The organism is Paraburkholderia sp. A1BS-2L (assembly GCF_051125205.1).
Lineage (GTDB): Bacteria > Pseudomonadota > Gammaproteobacteria > Burkholderiales > Burkholderiaceae > Paraburkholderia.
Window position 1 is genome coordinate 1,715,208 of record NZ_CP120429.1, and the last position, 15,254, is coordinate 1,730,461.

At 63.3% G+C, this 15,254-nt stretch carries 19 protein-coding genes; 13 read left to right on the top strand and 6 right to left on the bottom strand.

All coding sequences use genetic code 11. The features are described from left to right. Positions 1-107 precede the first annotated feature (107 nt). From P5W98_RS22580 to P5W98_RS22640, 13 genes are all read left to right on the top strand, one after another. Entirely contained in the window at positions 108-368 is a 261-nt protein-coding gene (locus P5W98_RS22580; protein ID WP_421073332.1) for a hypothetical protein, read from the top strand. Positions 369-393: 25 nt separating this feature from the next. Continuing rightward, positions 394-939, top strand: coding sequence for a hypothetical protein (locus tag P5W98_RS22585; protein WP_421025888.1), 546 nt, complete (start codon positions 394-396; stop codon positions 937-939). 336 nt (positions 940-1,275) lie between these two features. Beyond that, complete coding sequence (locus tag P5W98_RS22590; RefSeq protein ID WP_421025887.1) at positions 1,276-1,593, top strand: hypothetical protein; 318 nt, start codon at positions 1,276-1,278, stop codon at positions 1,591-1,593. Positions 1,594-1,699: 106 nt separating this feature from the next. Beyond that, positions 1,700-2,965 carry a leucine-rich repeat domain-containing protein gene (locus P5W98_RS22595; protein ID WP_421025886.1) on the top strand — a complete coding sequence of 422 codons (1,266 nt, stop codon included), beginning with the start codon at positions 1,700-1,702 and terminating at the stop codon, positions 2,963-2,965. Positions 2,966-3,110: 145 nt separating this feature from the next. Further along, entirely contained in the window at positions 3,111-4,103 is a 993-nt protein-coding gene (locus P5W98_RS22600; protein WP_421025885.1) for a D-alanyl-D-alanine carboxypeptidase family protein, read from the top strand. Between the two features lie 303 nt (positions 4,104-4,406). Then, on the top strand, positions 4,407-5,066 hold the full coding sequence (locus tag P5W98_RS22605) for a carbonic anhydrase (RefSeq protein WP_421025884.1): 660 nt from the start codon (positions 4,407-4,409) through the stop codon (positions 5,064-5,066). Positions 5,067-5,414: 348 nt separating this feature from the next. After that, positions 5,415-5,855, top strand: a complete 441-nt coding sequence (locus P5W98_RS22610) for an Hsp20/alpha crystallin family protein (protein WP_421025883.1) — start codon at positions 5,415-5,417, stop codon at positions 5,853-5,855. Between the two features lie 15 nt (positions 5,856-5,870). After that, positions 5,871-6,278 carry an Hsp20/alpha crystallin family protein gene (locus P5W98_RS22615; protein ID WP_421025882.1) on the top strand — a complete coding sequence of 136 codons (408 nt, stop codon included), beginning with the start codon at positions 5,871-5,873 and terminating at the stop codon, positions 6,276-6,278. A gap of 287 nt (positions 6,279-6,565) precedes the next feature. Continuing rightward, on the top strand, positions 6,566-7,135 hold the full coding sequence (locus tag P5W98_RS22620; RefSeq protein WP_421025881.1) for an Hsp20/alpha crystallin family protein: 570 nt from the start codon (positions 6,566-6,568) through the stop codon (positions 7,133-7,135). A 303-nt stretch (positions 7,136-7,438) separates the two neighbouring features. After that, complete coding sequence (locus P5W98_RS22625) at positions 7,439-7,696, top strand: hypothetical protein (RefSeq protein ID WP_421025880.1); 258 nt, start codon at positions 7,439-7,441, stop codon at positions 7,694-7,696. Between the two features lie 104 nt (positions 7,697-7,800). Beyond that, the gene (locus P5W98_RS22630; protein ID WP_421025879.1) at positions 7,801-8,046 is read left to right on the top strand and encodes a hypothetical protein; all 246 of its coding nucleotides are present in this window, start codon (positions 7,801-7,803) and stop codon (positions 8,044-8,046) included. A 72-nt stretch (positions 8,047-8,118) separates the two neighbouring features. Then, positions 8,119-8,361, top strand: coding sequence for a hypothetical protein (locus P5W98_RS22635; protein ID WP_421025878.1), 243 nt, complete (start codon positions 8,119-8,121; stop codon positions 8,359-8,361). Between the two features lie 117 nt (positions 8,362-8,478). After that, positions 8,479-9,027 (top strand): hypothetical protein, encoded by a 549-nt coding sequence (locus P5W98_RS22640; protein WP_421025877.1) that lies wholly within the window; start codon positions 8,479-8,481, stop codon positions 9,025-9,027. Positions 9,028-9,148: 121 nt separating this feature from the next. Here the strand turns inward: P5W98_RS22640 and P5W98_RS22645 are convergent, their stop codons facing one another. The 6 genes from P5W98_RS22645 to P5W98_RS22670 all read right to left on the bottom strand — a co-directional run bounded on the left by P5W98_RS22645 (position 9,149) and on the right by P5W98_RS22670 (position 15,133). After that, a complete protein-coding gene (locus P5W98_RS22645; protein ID WP_421025876.1) occupies positions 9,149-10,360 on the bottom strand; it encodes a class I SAM-dependent methyltransferase in 1,212 nt (403 codons plus the stop codon). Next, positions 10,357-11,193: a DUF1365 domain-containing protein gene (locus tag P5W98_RS22650; RefSeq protein WP_421025875.1), complete on the bottom strand. Its 837-nt coding sequence runs from the start codon at positions 11,191-11,193 to the stop codon at positions 10,357-10,359. Before P5W98_RS22650 ends, P5W98_RS22645 begins: the two co-directional genes overlap by 4 nt. Next, on the bottom strand, positions 11,190-12,497 hold the full coding sequence (locus P5W98_RS22655; protein ID WP_421025874.1) for an NAD(P)/FAD-dependent oxidoreductase: 1,308 nt from the start codon (positions 12,495-12,497) through the stop codon (positions 11,190-11,192). The genes P5W98_RS22650 and P5W98_RS22655 overlap by 4 nt, the downstream gene beginning before the upstream one ends. 80 nt (positions 12,498-12,577) lie before the next feature. Next, a complete protein-coding gene (locus P5W98_RS22660) occupies positions 12,578-13,204 on the bottom strand; it encodes a lipocalin family protein (protein ID WP_421025873.1) in 627 nt (208 codons plus the stop codon). Next, positions 13,201-14,301, bottom strand: a complete 1,101-nt coding sequence (locus tag P5W98_RS22665) for an SAM-dependent methyltransferase (RefSeq protein ID WP_421025872.1) — start codon at positions 14,299-14,301, stop codon at positions 13,201-13,203. Before P5W98_RS22665 ends, P5W98_RS22660 begins: the two co-directional genes overlap by 4 nt. Before the next feature lie 37 nt (positions 14,302-14,338). Continuing rightward, complete coding sequence (locus P5W98_RS22670; protein WP_421025871.1) at positions 14,339-15,133, bottom strand: DUF1295 domain-containing protein; 795 nt, start codon at positions 15,131-15,133, stop codon at positions 14,339-14,341. Positions 15,134-15,254 lie beyond the last annotated feature (121 nt).

Sequence of the window (15,254 nt, forward strand, 5' to 3'; positions counted from 1 at the left end):
CACCTATTGCCCGTGTCTGTTCAATGACCTCACTTGCAGTCGCAGATCGCGCCCAGTGAGGAACTCTTCATCTTCAGTGGCAACGGGCACACGGGTTTGGGTCTAGCGTGATTACCGCGTATGGGGCAGCGGAAAAGGCACCGAGCGAAAACGCCGACGCCCGGATACGAAATTGTGGCTGTCAGCGTTACGACACACTGACGCTGTTCTGCATCTGCTTACTGGAAATCACCATTTTCCAGCATGGAATTCGCCCGCCCTCCCAGGAAATCGGCGGGCGTATCCCAATCGACGCAAGAGCGATCGTGCGCGTGCAGACGCTGATCGTTTCATGCCGGCCTGCCGCATTCGCCCTGGAATCGCCCTAGAATCAATACGAGGGGGCAAGGAGACATGAATCGCGAAGTGGTCACTGGGCTACTGTGCGGCGCACTACTCGCCGGTTGCGTGTCAGCCGGTGTCGAGGTGAGGCCAGAACAGATGGCGAACTTCCGGCACGGCGTGACGACACTGCAAGACGTGATAACGGCGCTCGGCCCGGCGTCCGTGGAGACCGCGCTGGACGACGGTTCGACGCTGCTCGTTTACACCTACGTGACATCGCGTCCACACCCGGAAAGCTATATCCCGTTCATCGGTTCGCTCGTCGCTGGCGCCGACACACACTCGTCAGCGGCCGTGTTTCTGTTCGATTCGCACGGATTCCTCAAGAGCGCGAACACCACGAGCTCGAACGTCGGCACGGGCATGACCGCCGCCCATACCGCGCAGCCCAGAGCACCGGCACCCGCCACAGAGGCGCCTGTTGTGATCAAAAGCGTCCCGCCTCCCGCCGTTCAAAGCGAACAGCCGACGCCGGAGGAAGACGTCGCGCCCGCGGCGCAAGTGCCCAGCGAACCCCAACCGGAAATTAACGTTCAGCCGGCTCCTGTCGAATAGCGTCCGGGACCGCTGGTCTGCCACCAACGCGAAATCAGGTTGTGTCGCGTTATGGGCGAATAGGCGATTAGGTTCCCTAAATGAAGAGGATCGCTTGCAGAACGAGAGCGTAGAATTGTTCGGCTGCAGCCGAGACGACGCGATCTTCACACAACTGCTCCATTGGCCTTTGACCTTGACGCAGGTCTCATCAACGCGCCAGCTCTTGCCAGGTGCGAGGGCAGCATCGCCCAGTATGGCGGGGCCAACCGCGAATCCTCGCAGAGGGCAAGGCGGCGTCACGACACCGGCGTTACACTGGAGTGATTGTTCGGATCGCGGTGACAGGAGGAAACCATGACTGACGTCGGCCCGGAAAGCACGTTCAGGGGATTGCCTCTGAGTCCTGAACAGGATGCGGAAGTGAGGCACTACATCAAGGTGAAAACGCAGCATCACCTGCCATGGGATACCCCCGAATTGCGTGCGATGATCAGGGAGATGATCCGGCCCCCTGAGGTTGTCGACGAGGATTCGGAACTCGAGGCAGACGACGCGCGGGCGACCGCCGAGCGTGCCAAAGCTTCCATTGACGAGGCAATGGAACCGTTAGAGGCGAGCGAGGAATGGCACGCGGCCGTCGACTCGGAGAACATGAAGCACCCCAAGGGGTGAGGCGGGGCCGGCCATGTGATCGTTGCGGCAGGATGGCGGAGGCTCGATGCCAGTGAGTAATCGACGCGTGTATTAATGAGGCGATCCAGGACAAACGGAGACCACAGTGGCCGAATTCCCACCTTCCAACAACGAATCCACTGCGGAAGGCGCACGCACGTCGGTCTCGCGTCGTGCGAGGCTTTGGGTCATCTGCGGGGGCATTGGCCTTTTGCTCGCGAGCCTGTTGGTGGTGTTCAGCCCTTTTCGGGAAAAGCTGGATGAACGGGCCTTGAGCGACCTGGGATTTTTCGCGGGCGCGTGCGATGACTCCGGCGATTCAGCGCTGACCCGCGAATCCGGATGCCTGGCATTGCGGGCCAAGTCGACATTGACCACGTCTCAGCTCGCTGCCGCGGTTCCGCATTTGGCCAGGCTTCATCGCAAACTCGAGTTGAGTCTGGCGGACACCGCGGTCGACAGCATCGAATCGCTGAAAGACCTCGATGATGTGGAGTTGCTCGATCTCACGGGAACGCCAGTCTGGAACATCGACGCGCTAAAGGACATGCGCTCTCTGAAGAGCCTCGTGATACACCGCACCCAGGTCCAGAACATCGATGCGGTTAAAGAACTGACGAGTCTGCAAACGCTCAATCTCTGGGATACCCGCGTGGCGAATCTCGACGCGCTGAAGGACCTGACCGACCTGCGGCAACTCGATCTCCGCGATACGCAGGTTCGGGACCTCGATACGCTGACGAAGCTGCCTCGCCTGGAAGCACTGAAACTGGGTGGTGCGAGGAACGTCAGGAATATCAAGCCGCTCGGTCAGTTGACCACGTTGAAAATACTCGATTTGAATGAGACACAAGTCGAGCGCCTCGATCCCCTGAAGAATCTGCACGACCTGCAGGCGCTCTATCTCGCGAATACTCCCGTCAGCGACATCGATGTGCTGACGGACATGCCCGACCTGAAGACACTCGTGCTCGACGGCTCCAGGGTCGAGAATATCGACCCGTTGCGGGGATTGCTCCAGCTGGACACCCTTGTTCTTGCCCGCACGCAAGTCACGAATATCGACGCGCTAAAGGGCCTGACGAGCCTGCAAAGACTCAATCTCTCCGACACCAGCGTCGAAAACATCGATGCTCTGAGCAATCTCAAGGGCCTTCGAACGCTCAATCTGTTTCGCACCAAGGTTCAGGACGTCGATGCGCTGAAGGGGCTGAAGGGCCTGCGAGAGCTCTATCTCGCCAACGCGCCGGTCAAGGACGTCGACGTACTGAAAGGGCTGACCGGGTTGCGGGAACTCGTTCTCTACGGCACCAAGGTCACAAATGCCGATGACCTCAAAACGGCGTTGCCCAACACCCGAATTGTTTGGTGACCACCCGGTTTGCGCCGCGCGCTGCAAAATTCTGTCCTCTTTCACACACTCATTTCGGCAACCAGCCACTACAGTTTAGTTGTTGGGAATCGTCCTGCACGTTGGACCTGCCATCGCTTGATTGCCGTCCCAGGGTGTGAATGCCATGAAACACTTCCTCGGCGCGCTAGTGCTCGCGTCTGCGCCTTTCGCCGCGTGGGCACAAACGCCTTTCCTCTATTCGCATAGCGCGATCGTCTACGACGTCGCGAGCGGTAAGGTCCTGCTGGAAAAGAACGCCGACGACGCCCAGCCGATTGCCTCGCTTACCAAGCTGATGACCGCAATGGTGGTGTTGGACAGCGCCCAGCCGCTGGGCGATACGGTGACCGTCGACGACAACGACATCGACCGGCTCAAGCATTCCGGGTCGCGCCTTCCGATTGGTGTGTCGCTGGAGCGCGCAGAGATGCTGCGGCTGGCGCTCATGGCGTCCGAGAATCGCGCGGCGTCTGCGTTGTCGCGTGCGTTTCCGGGCGGCCAGCCAGCGTTCATCCAGAAGATGAACGAAAAGGCGCGCGCGCTGCATATGGCAGATACGCACTTCGACGATCCAAGCGGGCTCTCGCCGGGCAATCTTTCGACGGCACGCGATGTCGTGAAGTTGGCCACCGCTGCGTCGCACTATCCATTGATCAGCGAATATACGACGCTTCCCCGTTACAAAGAGCAGATCGGCATGAGGACGCGGTTCTATCACAACACCGACCCGATTGTCCGCTCGGCCGATTGGGACGTGCTGGTTGCCAAGACCGGCTATATCCGCGAGGCGGGACGCTGCATCGTGGTCGATGCCAACATGCCCGGCGGTCAGGTGACGATCGCGCTGCTCGGCTCGCAAACATCGTGGGGGCGCTCGGCGGACCTTGTCACGATACAGCGCTGGCTGAACGGCGACGAAACGCCGGTCGTCACGCCGCACTGGTACGCAGACGCGCGGCTGGATCATCGCCATTTGAGGCTCGCGCGTTCGTCTCGCGTCAACGTGCGATTCGTATCGCACCGGAGCGCCTCAGCGTCTGGCGCGCACTGGCAGACCTTCCGGCACCATGCCGGCAAGCGCGAACACCGCACGGTCGTTGCCTCTTCGGCTCCATGATGCTTTGCGCCCGGTGGGGCAAGATACCCCAGTGTCCCCACCGGGACCTCAATCCGCAACGCCATGTCAAGCATGAAGCCTGTCACGCGGTAGAGCAACTTGGTGTGAAATGGAAAGCACGTCTCGGTTCTTGTCCGATAGGGCAGAATAAAAAATCGTGCTTGGCTCCATCCTCCGCATGACGTCTCGGGATGAATCTTCTCGCTCGGTCGACACTCGAAATCAACGATAAAATACGTCGCACCAGCGCGACAGTGCATCGAACGGTCGTGCCAGCATTTGCATTCAAACCAGGAGGACGCCATGCGTGACATCATCGACGGTTTTCTGCGCTTTCAACGCGAGGTCTATCCGGAGCGCGTTGAGCTTTTCCGGCAGCTCGCAACGACGCAAAATCCGAAGGCGCTGTTCGTCACTTGCTCGGACAGCCGCGTTGTGCCGGAGCTGCTAACACAGCGCGAGCCGGGCGAACTTTTCGTGATCCGCAACGCGGGTAACATCGTGCCATCATATGGTCCAGAACCAGGTGGTGTATCAGCTACCGTTGAGTATGCGGTCGCCGTACTGGGCGTGCGGGACATCGTGATTTGCGGCCACTCTGACTGTGGCGCTATGGGCGCAATCTCTCGTTGCACGTGCCTGGATCACATGCCGGCGGTCGCGAACTGGCTACGTCATTCCGACGCCGCAAAGGTAATCAATGCAGCGCATCAGTTCGATACACCCCGCGCCAAGCTCGACGGGCTGGTGCGTGAAAACGTGATCGCGCAGTTGGCAAACTTGCGCACCCATCCGTCGGTAGCGCTTGCGCTCGAACAGGGACGCATGAACCTGCATGGTTGGGTCTACGACATCGAAATGGGCAGGATCGACGCCCTTGACGGCGCGACACGGCGCTTTGTGTCGCTCGCCGACTCGCCGACTACCGTCGCGGTGGCTTCGAGCAAACGCGAGCAGGTGTGATACGAAATAGCGTGTCGTCCAGTTGGTGGCCCGGCGGCAGCCCGGCACGCCCGCGATAAATGTTTCGAGTTGCGGCGCACAAACCTTGTCCTTGGCGACGGTCGTCCCCGATCGTGACCTCATGGTTTCGCTGCGGACGCCAGCAAGCCGTCCATCATTTTCAAGGGCAAGTCGCCGTTTTCTGTTCTTGAAATTTTCGTAGCAATTCCTATCTTGGATTTCGCTCAGGCAGACGCGCGGGACCCGACGTCCCGTGCGCTGCGTGTTTCGATTTGTTTTGCCAGATGGCGGGCGAACTGGAGCGCGTAGGCCCGTTCGCCTCCATGCATCAATGAGGAGAACAGCATCATGAGCGATCTCTATTTCGGAACTGACCTCTTCAGCGAATTCGACCGGCTGCAGCGGCAGATGGCGAACCTCTTCGGTACTTTTCCCTCCAGTCTTCGGGCGAGCCGCCTCGGCGCATTTCCGCCCGTCAACATTGGCGCCACCGACGACTCGATTCAGATCGTCGCGTTTGCACCCGGCGTTAGTGCGGCGGAACTCGACGTATCGATCGACAAGGGGCTGCTGACCATCAGCGGTGAGCGCAAGCCGACTCAACTGGATGCCGGCGAGGACGCACGAGTTTATGCGCAGGAGCGCTTCACTGGCGCATTCCGTCGGGTCATCGAACTGCCGGAAAACGCAGACCCCGACAAGGTTCAGGCGCGCTACGAGAATGGTTGCCTGTCGATCGCCATCGGCAAGCGCGAATCGTCGAAGCCGCGTGCGATCACCGTCCAGTAATCCGGGAGGCCGAAAATGAGCGATACCACCGAACTGAGCAAGCGCGATCAGTCAGCGCTCACGCGCAGCGAAAGCGGGGCCGCCGCGCGGCGGATGACGATTACGCCCGCTGTCGATATCTACGAGGGCAGCCAGGGCGTCACGTTGTGGGCCGACCTGCCGGGCGTCACCCGCGACAAGCTCGATGTGCGGGTCCATGACAGCAGTCTCGTCATCGAGGCTGAGGCGGTTGTGCCGACACCGGCAAATCTGCGGCTGCAGCATGCGGAGGTCCGTGAGCCGCGCTTTGCGCGCACGTTCACGCTCTCTCCGGACTTCGATACGTCGAAGATCGAGGCGAGTCTGCAGGACGGCGTACTGAAGCTCACGATCCCGCGCCGCGACGAGGCGCGCCCGCGGCGGATCGAAGTGCGCACCGGCTGAAGCCGACGCGCGGGCCGCAACGGCGGGAAGCGTCCGGGTGGCGGCTGCCTGGCCGCTGCCTGCCCGCCGCCCGCCGGCAGCGCAGACGCGGGTAAGCCAGCCGTTCCCGACAGCCAGGTACATCGCCGGGATTGAATGCGATGGCCGGCTGGCATCTGCACCGACATGCACAGTGCACAGCGGTGGCTGACCGCTGCAGGCGCAGCGCGACGCGAAGCGGAAAAAAGCAGGGCGCAGGCGCCACGACCGGAATACGGTTCTCCTGAGAGATACCAGAGGAGGAAACGATGAACCCCGATCCGAAAAAGTGGAATCCCTTCAAGTTCCTTCGCGGGGCTGTGCGCAAGTCCGACGCGGACAGCCCGGAGAGGCCGCCGGCGAACGAAAATGAACAATGGCGCGCCTCCTTGCCCGACATCGCGCGACTGTTCTCGCGCGAACCATGGCGCGCCGTGGAGGAGTTTTTTCACGACCCGTTTGCGGGCCGTGGCGCGCTCGAACGATGGTTCGGCGACTTCAGTTCATCGCGATTCGAGCCGCGCATCGACGTCGTCGATGAGGGACCGGTGCTGCGCGTAACCGCAGAACTGCCCGGGATGGAGCGCGAAGACGTGAAGGTGAGCGTCGAGGACGGCGCGATCGTACTGCGCGGTGAGAAAAAGCAGGATATGCGCAGTGAGGAAAACGGCTGCTATCGCCTGGAGCGTGCCCACGGACGCTTCGTGCGCACGATCCCGATGCCTGAATATGCCGATCCCGGCCGCGCGCTGGCAAAGTTCGACAACGGCATACTGACGTTGACCGTGCCGAAAACGGAGCCGGCGCCGTCTACGAGCCGCACGATCGATATCGGTTAAGGCGAGCATGCAAAGCGCTATGGCGGAAAGCAAAATAAAGACGGCCATTGCGCCCTTCAAGGGGGCGCAAAGACGGCTCTTTGCAACAAATTGTTTCAGTGCGGCAGCAGGATGCCCCGTTGACATGTTGCAGGGCCCCTTGAAATTTCCGTTCCTTGCGCTATTTTATGCATCGCTCAGGCAGCTGCGATAAGCGCTGCGTGTTTCGATTTGTTTGTCGGCGGGGTTTCCCACGGGCAGGCGGACTGGAGCGCGTGGTTCCATTCGTCTTTCGTGGGCGGCCCCGGTTTCAGGGAGCCAGTCATGAGCGATCTTTTCTTCAGCGCCGATCCGCTGGGCGAATTCGAGCGCCTGCAACGGCAGATGGCCAGCGTCTTCGCGGGCATTCCCGCAAGCCTGCGCGCCACGCGCAGCGAACCCTTTCCCCCCCGTCGACATCGGCAGATTCCACGCGGGCTGCGCCCGCAGCTTGGCGAGGTGCGCCACCCGCACATCTGGCGCGCCTTCGCGCTCAGCCCCGATTTCGACGTCTCGGGTTCGCCGGCGCGATGCCTCGCATGACAGCGCGGCGTCGCACGGTAGCGCGGCCCCTGCCGGGCTTGCGCTTCGTTTCATTTTTCCGCGGGGGCTCCCGCTTTCGGGACCCTGCTTTCCGGGAGAGGAAAATGCTCAGTCCACACGAATTTGCGACCCTGATGCTGGTTCGTCAAGCGCCGGACCAACTCGACATGAACCGCGCCGAACTCGACGCGCTGCTAGAGCGCCAACTGGTCATGCTGGAGCATTGCGCGGAGGGCGCACGCCGCGCCTACCTGACCGGGAAGGGCAGAACGTTCCTCGACGCACTCCACCCGGGCGCAGCAGCGTCCTGCCTCATGGAGGGCAACCCGGGCGTGCGGGACGAGGAATGACGGGCTGCGCGGACTGGACGCGAATTCCGCGTGTCTGGACATGTTTCGGACACGCTCTGGCGGAGGTGTCATATGCAAACGGGCAAAGTTATTGAGTATCACGGCTGCGAGGTCCGGCCGGTGGTAACCGTCACGGTGAGCGGCCGTTACACAGCCGCAGCCATTGTCACCGACCGGGCGGGCGAAATACGCACGCTCGGTGTCGATGGAGATTTCGCCAACGCCCAGGAAGCGCGCGATGAAGCTTTGGAGCTTGCCGTCGCATGGATCCAGCAACGCTCAGTCGTTTCGGACCGGTATGTTCGACGGACTTAGCTTCCAGTCAGTGATTGCCGGATGGGCGCGAACACCTGTGGATTCGACGGTCGATCCGATTCCGGTTCGTTGCGCCTCCGGAACCATTTGGGCTCAAGCCACTTCGAGGAAAAGAGAATGACAGACATCACAGTCACCAATCCTGACCACGACGCGCTTTATGAACGCATCCGGCTCCTGCTCTTTAGCGCTGATCTGCCGGTGCAGCGTCTGGAAGCCGATATCGACGGTATCGGACGTTTCACCACGCCGGATGTGCGCTCACCGCATCTGCGCCTGGTCGAGGCCATGCCGCCGCTTACGCCTGCTGCGGAAGCGATCGTGCGCGCCATGATCCGCATATACGGCGTGGAGTTGTTCGGGCGCGGCAGCCCGAATTCCGGGCTGCGAGCCTTGATAAAGGCTGGACCGGTCAAGTTTGGACAAACCGCCTTGATGCTGGGGCCTGACGCGCCCGTGCCGGAGCGTGCCCGTCCACTCGTCGAGGCGTTCAACCGAATTTTCGAGCGCTATCCGCAAAGCGGTTTCGCTCAGGCACGATGCCTTCTCTCGGCGATTGGCCTGCCAGTCGGTCGCGACGAGCCCCGGGCGGCTCGCCTCCCCGTGCGAAACGGATGGGTTGACTCGCCGCACGTATATCGCCGGGAAAAATGCGCTCGCGAGTAGGGTCGCGTGTTGCGCCTTTATGGTTCTGCGGTAGGTGATAAGGAGAGCAAACGGCTCGTCGAATCCGCCCAGCGGGTGTTCCTCCCAGAGTTGGCCCACACGGGCCAGTCTCGATTGCATGTCAGTGTCCCTTCGTCACAACGAACTGCATCACGTCAGTGCGGCGCTCGGCAAAGGCTGCTTCGCAGTACGCGAGGTAGAGGCGCCAGGTGCGCACAAAGGTCTCGTCCAGGCCGAGTGCGCAGATGGCATCGAGGCGCGATTCAAACGCATGCCGCCAGAGATTCAACGTATGCGCGTAATCGAGCCCGAACGAAAGCGATGGCTGTGCGACAAGTCCCGCTTTCGCGGCGGCGCGCGCGAATCGCTGGGGGCTGGGCAACATACCGCCCGGGAAAACGAATTCGCGGATGAAGTCGCTGGCCGCGCGATAGGCCGCGAAGCGGGTTTCGTCGATCGTGATGGTCTGCACAAGCGCACACGCACGGGGTGCGAGGCACTCGCGCAATGTGCGGAACCATGTGGACCACCAGGTTTCGCCGACGGCTTCGAACATTTCGATCGACACGACCGCGTCGTATTGGCCGCGCACGTCGCGGTAGTCGCGCAGTTCGATATGGGCGTGGCGCTCGAGTCCCTCGTTGCGAATGCGTTCGACGGCGAACGCGTGCTGGCTCGCAGAGATCGTCACGCCGTGCACGGCGATCCCAAGGCGCGCGGCATGCCGCGCGAAGCCGCCCCAGCCGCAACCGATCTCCAGTACGCGCATGCCGGGCCGCAGGCCGAGCGTATCGACGATGCGCTGATACTTCGCGCTCTGGGCTGCCTCGAGCGTGCGCGACATGTCGCCGTCGAACCACGCGCTGGAGTAGGTCCATGTTTGGTCGAGCCACTGTGCGTAGAACGCGTTGCCGATGTCGTAATGAGCGTGAATGTTGCGCCTGCTGCCCGCACGCGTGTTCATGCGAAGCCGGTGGCGCAGGTTGTACCAGAACTGGGGAATCCGGCCGCCGTGTACCGTGCGCGCGACCGCCGCTTCGTTGCGGATCGCGAGTCGCAGCAGGGCGGGGAAATCGGGGGAATCGATCCATTGGGCACGGTACGCGTCGGCGAGACCGATGTCGCCTGCGCGCAGGATGGCGCGGCAGGCTCGCCAGTCGAGCACGCGCAGCACCGCGCCCGGCTGCTGATGCGGGTCGCCGAAGACATAATGGGCGCCCCCCGGTGTCGCAAGCTCAAGATGGCCGACACGGATGCGTCGCAGCACGCCGAGAAAAAGCCGCGCATGAAACGGCAGTGCGACCGGAGTGGAGAGCGAATGCAGCAGGGTCATGAGCAGGTGTCCTCATCGTGACGCGGGGAATGCGTGATGGAGTGAGAAGTGGAAGTGCCCGACTCGCACGAGGGCGGCCGCGAGCCGTAAAACGGCACGCACTTGAGCCACAGCCGCAGTGCTTGCCAGTGGATTCGCGGGATGACGGCAACGATGGCTAGCGGTAGACGGATTAGCGCGCTCAACACGCCTACGCCTGTGAGCGGCTTTGCGCGTAGCCTGAGGGCAGTGCGCAAGAGCGGTCCGTCGGCATCGGCGTAGTCGATCGCGATGCGCTCGCCGCCCTGGCGCACCCGAAACTCGTACCTGCCCTTGACGTCGCAGAACGGCGAAACATGGAATGTCTTGCGGCATATGAGCAAGGTGTCGTCGCCGATGGGGCCGTGGCCGGGTGCGCTCAGCAGATAGCCGTGGTGTCCGCCAAACGTATTGCGCACGTCGGCATAAAGCGCGCGCAATGCTCCGGTACGGTCATGACAGAACCAGAAGCTCACGGGGTTGAATGCGTAGCCGAATAAGCGTGGCATGGTCTGCAGCCAGATCGGGCCATCGGCGGGAATGTCTGCTTCGGCCAGTCGTTCGCGCATCCATGCTTCGAGCGGGTGGCCGTCGCGCGGACCATAGTCGCGCGTAGCAAGGCCCAGCGGCGCCCAGCGGTCTATGCGCAACCACCAGCGCTCGACCTGCGCGAGCCGTCCCAGATCACAGCGCACGTAGAACACGGAGTAGGCAAAGCGATGCGTGGCGGGGCGCAGGCGTGCATGCGTCACGCGACCGGTGAGCAGGCTGGCCGCATGAGCGTGGCAGGTGTCCGGATCCGCTTTCACTTTCACAGTACCGCCCACGCCGGCATCGAGTCGAATGCACGCGCGACGCGCAGCGCCGACTTCAGGCCGTCCTCGTGAAAGCCGTAACCGGTCCACGCGCCTGCGTACCATGTGCGGCGGCGTCCCTGCAAGGCGGGCAGGCGCTGCTGGGCGTCGACACAGGCCAGATCGAGCAGCGGATGTTCGTAGCGGTAGCGGCCGATCTCGTGCCCGGGAGCGGGCTCCGTAACCGGGTTCAGCGTCACGACCACCGGCGTGCGCAAGGGCAGATGCTGCAACTGGTTGAGCAGATAACTCACGCAGGTGGGCTGGCCGTTGTCTCGCTCATGCAGCGCGCGGCCGCCGAGGTAGTTCCAGGCGGACCACACGCGGCGGCGGCGCGGCAACAGTCGCGTGTCGGTGTGCAGCGTCGCGACGTTGCGCTGGTAGCGCACGGCGCCGAGCACGCCGCGTTCGGCCTCGTCGGCGTCGGCGAGCAGTCGCAGGCTCGTCGGCGCGTGGCTTGCCAGCACGATAGCGTCGAAGCGCTCGTGCCCGGCATCGTCGGTGACGACCGTGACGCTGCTGGCATCGCGCCGGACTGCTCGCACGGGCGTGTTGGTGCGCACGTCGTCGAGCACGGCGGCGATGCGCCGCACGTACTCGCGGCCGCCCCCGGCCACCGTCTTCCAGGGCGGCCGGCTGTTCACCTGCAGCAGGGCGTGGTTCAGACAGAAGCGCAGGAAGGTGGCGGCGGGAAAGCGCAGGATGTCATTTGCCGCACTGGACCAGATAGCGGCGGCCATGGGCAGCAGGTAATGACGCTGGAATGGCGCTCCGTAGCGGCCCTCGAGAAGCAGTTCGCCAACTGAACAGCGATTGCGGCTCGCGCTGGCGAGATGCTGCTCGGCCGACGCGTTGAAGCGCAGGATGTCGCGCAGCATGCCGAGGAAGCTGGGAGAGAACAGGTTGCGCCGCTGCGCGAAGACCGTGTTGAGGTTGGTTCCGGCCCACTCGAGGCGGCCATTGTCCAGCGACACTGAAAACGACATGTCGGTACGATGGGCTCGCACGCCGAGTTCGTCGAAGAGTGCAACGAGGTTCGGATAGGTGCGATCGTTGAAGACGAGGAAACCGGTATCGACAGGGCAGCACAGGCCGTCGAGTTCGACGTCGACTGTGTGTGTGTGGCCACCCAGATAGTCCGCAGCCTCGAAAAGCGTGACGCGGTGGCGGCGCGAGAGCAGGTAAGCGCTGGCGAGGCCGGCAATGCCGGCGCCCACGACGGCGATGCGCTGATTGGGCCGGGCCTGAGTCGGTACTGGATGCATGGAGGTCAATCTCCGCTTCGCATGGCATGGGTTGTTCCGGCGTAGGTACGGACGAGGCAAAGAGTCGGATGCAGGGCCGCTCAGCCGTCGTCCGGTTTTGCGAAGCCCGGCTGGCCAGCCGGGCCGGGCAACTGGGGCACGCGCCTGAACCGCGAGGTGTCGTAGCCCATCGCGTCGAGCCGCGCCAGCAGCGCGCGATACGCGTCCTCGCTGATCTGCGGCTGCCGCGCGAAGATCCAGCCGAGCGTCTTGCCCGGGTACCCGACGATGGTGTAGCGATAGTCCGGGTCGACATACAGGGTCAGCTGCGTCACATAGACCGGCCAGAAGAGGCGCACGCTCCACTCGCCGCCGCCGCTGCCGGGCTTCACCGTATCGAGGAACTGATAACGGCGCTCGGGCCGATCGAATCCGCCCTTGCGGCCAATGAAAGCGTCGTCAATGCGGCCATCGGGACGAAGAGTCCATTCGGCGCGGCTCGCAACGAAGCCGCGTTCGGCAAAGTACGGGATGTTGGCGATCACGTACCAGCGCCCCATATAGCGCGGCAGGTCTACCGCCACGGTGTGCAGCGGCAGCGCGGCGCGCGGGTTCGGGTTGGAGCGTTCGCCGGTGCAACCCGACAAGGGTGCCAATGCGCCAGAGGCGAAAAGCGCTGCCGCGAGCAGGCGCACCCAGGCGACGCTCGATGTCCTCGCGAGCATCATGCGTGCGCCTGCGCTTCGCGTTTCTCGAGCAGGTAGTGCGCGACGCCCCATTCGCTACCCTGCGCATACCCGAACAACTCCGCGACCGCCATATAGAACATGCGCCAGCGCTGCAGCCAGAGTGCGGCGTCCTCGCCGTAGACGTCGGCGAAAATCGCAAGGACGCGGTCGCGCGCGCTGTCGAGTGCCTCGAGCCAGTGCTGTGCCGTGCGGGCGTAGTGGCGGCCGTCCAGCCACCATTGCCGTGTGACGCGAAGATCGTCCTGGAAGTTGAGCAGCAGTGCCGCGGAGGGCATCGTGCCGCCTGTGAAAAAGTGGCGCGACATCCAGTCTGCGGTATCGCGCGAGGCAAACTGATAAGCGAGCGTGCGGTGCGCGAAGAGATGCACGAAGAGGCGGCCATCGTCGCGCAGCCAGCGCGCGATTTTTGCGAGCAGGAGTCCGTAGTTTTTCATGTGCTCGAACATCTCGACCGAGACGATGCGGTCGAATCCGGGCTCGCTGGCGGGGAATTCGAAGTCGGCGATATTGCCGGTCACGACCCGCAGGTTGTGCAGGCGCAGGCGGGTTGCCTGCGCCTCGATGAATCGGCGCTGCCCGTGCGAGTTCGACAGCGCAACGATGTCCGCATGCACAAGACGCGGCGCGAGCCAAAGCGAGAGCGATCCCCAGCCGCATCCGAGATCGAGGATGCGCTGCCCGTCGGCAAGCCCGGCACGTTCGAGGTAGCAGGCGAGCATCGCCTCTTCGGCTTGCGCAAGGGTTTCGTCGCCGCGCGGATAGTAGCCGCACGAGTACTTCATGCGCGGGCCGAGATGCGCTTCGAAGAATGCAGCCGGCACTTCATAATGCTGTGCGTTCGCGGCCGGCGCCTCGATGGCGATGGGGCTGCTGCGCAGCTCGGCAAGCAGGCGCTGGAGGGCTTCGGCGCTGCGCTCGCTGTCGCGAGCGCCCTCGTCGCGCAGGCGCGCTCCAAGCAGGCGCCGCATGCCTGAGCGAACCAGCGCATCGGGAAGCCAGCCTCGCTCGCAGCAGCGGATGATCCAGTGATCGTCGATGGCCTTGTCGTCGCGTGAGTGGGTCAGGGTCGTGCTCATCGTGCGGCTCCTCGTCGGTGTGTGGATGGGGGCGGCGTCATGGCTGCGGATGGCGATCCCGCGCGGGCGGCCAGGGAATCAGGGCGCTGGTGGTCCGGATGTATTCGTCGTACCCCGCCCGCGTCCTGGCGAGGCGCGCTTCGAGCAGCGGGACGCCCGACACCTTCATCAGCAGCCACGCCATCAGCAGCGGCGGCGCGATGGTCAGCCAACCCCAGGGCAGCCGGATCGACAACACCGTGTAGGCAAGCCAATGAAGGCACTCGAAGAAATAGTTCGGATGGCGTGAGTAGCGCCAAAGACCCGCGCGACAGACCTGGTTGCGGTGCCGCTCGTCGGAGATGAAGCGCTCGAGCTGCCGGTCGGCGAGCGCCTCGCCGGATACGGAGACCAGCCAGACAGCGACTGCGGCAGCCGCGCTTGCGATCGGCACGGTCTGGGGGCTCGTGGCGGGCACGAAGAAAGCGACGGCAAGCAGCAGGGCGACCAGCGCCTGCAACTGAAAGAACCAGAAGAAGTTGCGCGGCGCAGCGCTCGCCCACTGCTCACGGAACTGGCGATAACGCGCATCCTCGGGCTTGCCATGGTTGCGACGCCACAAGTGGAGTGCGAGCCGCATGCCCCAGGCGCCGCCACCCGCCGCGACGAGCACCCGGTTCAATGTCGCGCCGTTGCTGGCGACGCCCGCGAGCACGGCGACGGCGCCAAGCGCGCCGGCCCATACCGGGTCGATCATGCCGGCGTTGTTGGTGCGCAATTGCCATAGCCAGACGATGGAAAACGCCAGCGCCAGTCCAGCTGCGGCTGCGGAAATGATGGCGATCGGGAGCATCGGCGAGGATCTCCGGTTGTGGATTCCATCCGCTTATACGTACCGGGCGGCGGAATGGATGCATCCACAACGGGATTGGCAAGCCGGGAGAGCAAAAAAAAGGCCGCCAATGGCGGCCCGA

Excerpts from the sequence above, each read along its gene's own strand:
- P5W98_RS22670 (WP_421025871.1), bottom strand. The coding sequence starts at position 15,133 with ATGCTCCCGATCGCCATCATTTCCGCAGCCGCAGCTGGACTGGCGCTG.
- P5W98_RS22635 (WP_421025878.1), top strand. The coding sequence starts at position 8,119 with ATGCAAACGGGCAAAGTTATTGAGTATCACGGCTGCGAGGTCCGGCCG.
- P5W98_RS22665 (WP_421025872.1), bottom strand. The coding sequence starts at position 14,301 with ATGAGCACGACCCTGACCCACTCACGCGACGACAAGGCCATCGACGAT.
- P5W98_RS22610 (WP_421025883.1), top strand. The coding sequence starts at position 5,415 with ATGAGCGATCTCTATTTCGGAACTGACCTCTTCAGCGAATTCGACCGG.
- P5W98_RS22585 (WP_421025888.1), top strand. The coding sequence starts at position 394 with ATGAATCGCGAAGTGGTCACTGGGCTACTGTGCGGCGCACTACTCGCC.
- P5W98_RS22615 (WP_421025882.1), top strand. The coding sequence starts at position 5,871 with ATGAGCGATACCACCGAACTGAGCAAGCGCGATCAGTCAGCGCTCACG.
- P5W98_RS22640 (WP_421025877.1), top strand. The coding sequence starts at position 8,479 with ATGACAGACATCACAGTCACCAATCCTGACCACGACGCGCTTTATGAA.
- P5W98_RS22645 (WP_421025876.1), bottom strand. The coding sequence starts at position 10,360 with ATGACCCTGCTGCATTCGCTCTCCACTCCGGTCGCACTGCCGTTTCAT.
- P5W98_RS22625 (WP_421025880.1), top strand. The coding sequence starts at position 7,439 with ATGAGCGATCTTTTCTTCAGCGCCGATCCGCTGGGCGAATTCGAGCGC.
- P5W98_RS22590 (WP_421025887.1), top strand. The coding sequence starts at position 1,276 with ATGACTGACGTCGGCCCGGAAAGCACGTTCAGGGGATTGCCTCTGAGT.
- P5W98_RS22660 (WP_421025873.1), bottom strand. The coding sequence starts at position 13,204 with ATGATGCTCGCGAGGACATCGAGCGTCGCCTGGGTGCGCCTGCTCGCG.
- P5W98_RS22600 (WP_421025885.1), top strand. The coding sequence starts at position 3,111 with ATGAAACACTTCCTCGGCGCGCTAGTGCTCGCGTCTGCGCCTTTCGCC.
- P5W98_RS22605 (WP_421025884.1), top strand. The coding sequence starts at position 4,407 with ATGCGTGACATCATCGACGGTTTTCTGCGCTTTCAACGCGAGGTCTAT.
- P5W98_RS22630 (WP_421025879.1), top strand. The coding sequence starts at position 7,801 with ATGCTCAGTCCACACGAATTTGCGACCCTGATGCTGGTTCGTCAAGCG.
- P5W98_RS22655 (WP_421025874.1), bottom strand. The coding sequence starts at position 12,497 with ATGCATCCAGTACCGACTCAGGCCCGGCCCAATCAGCGCATCGCCGTC.
- P5W98_RS22620 (WP_421025881.1), top strand. The coding sequence starts at position 6,566 with ATGAACCCCGATCCGAAAAAGTGGAATCCCTTCAAGTTCCTTCGCGGG.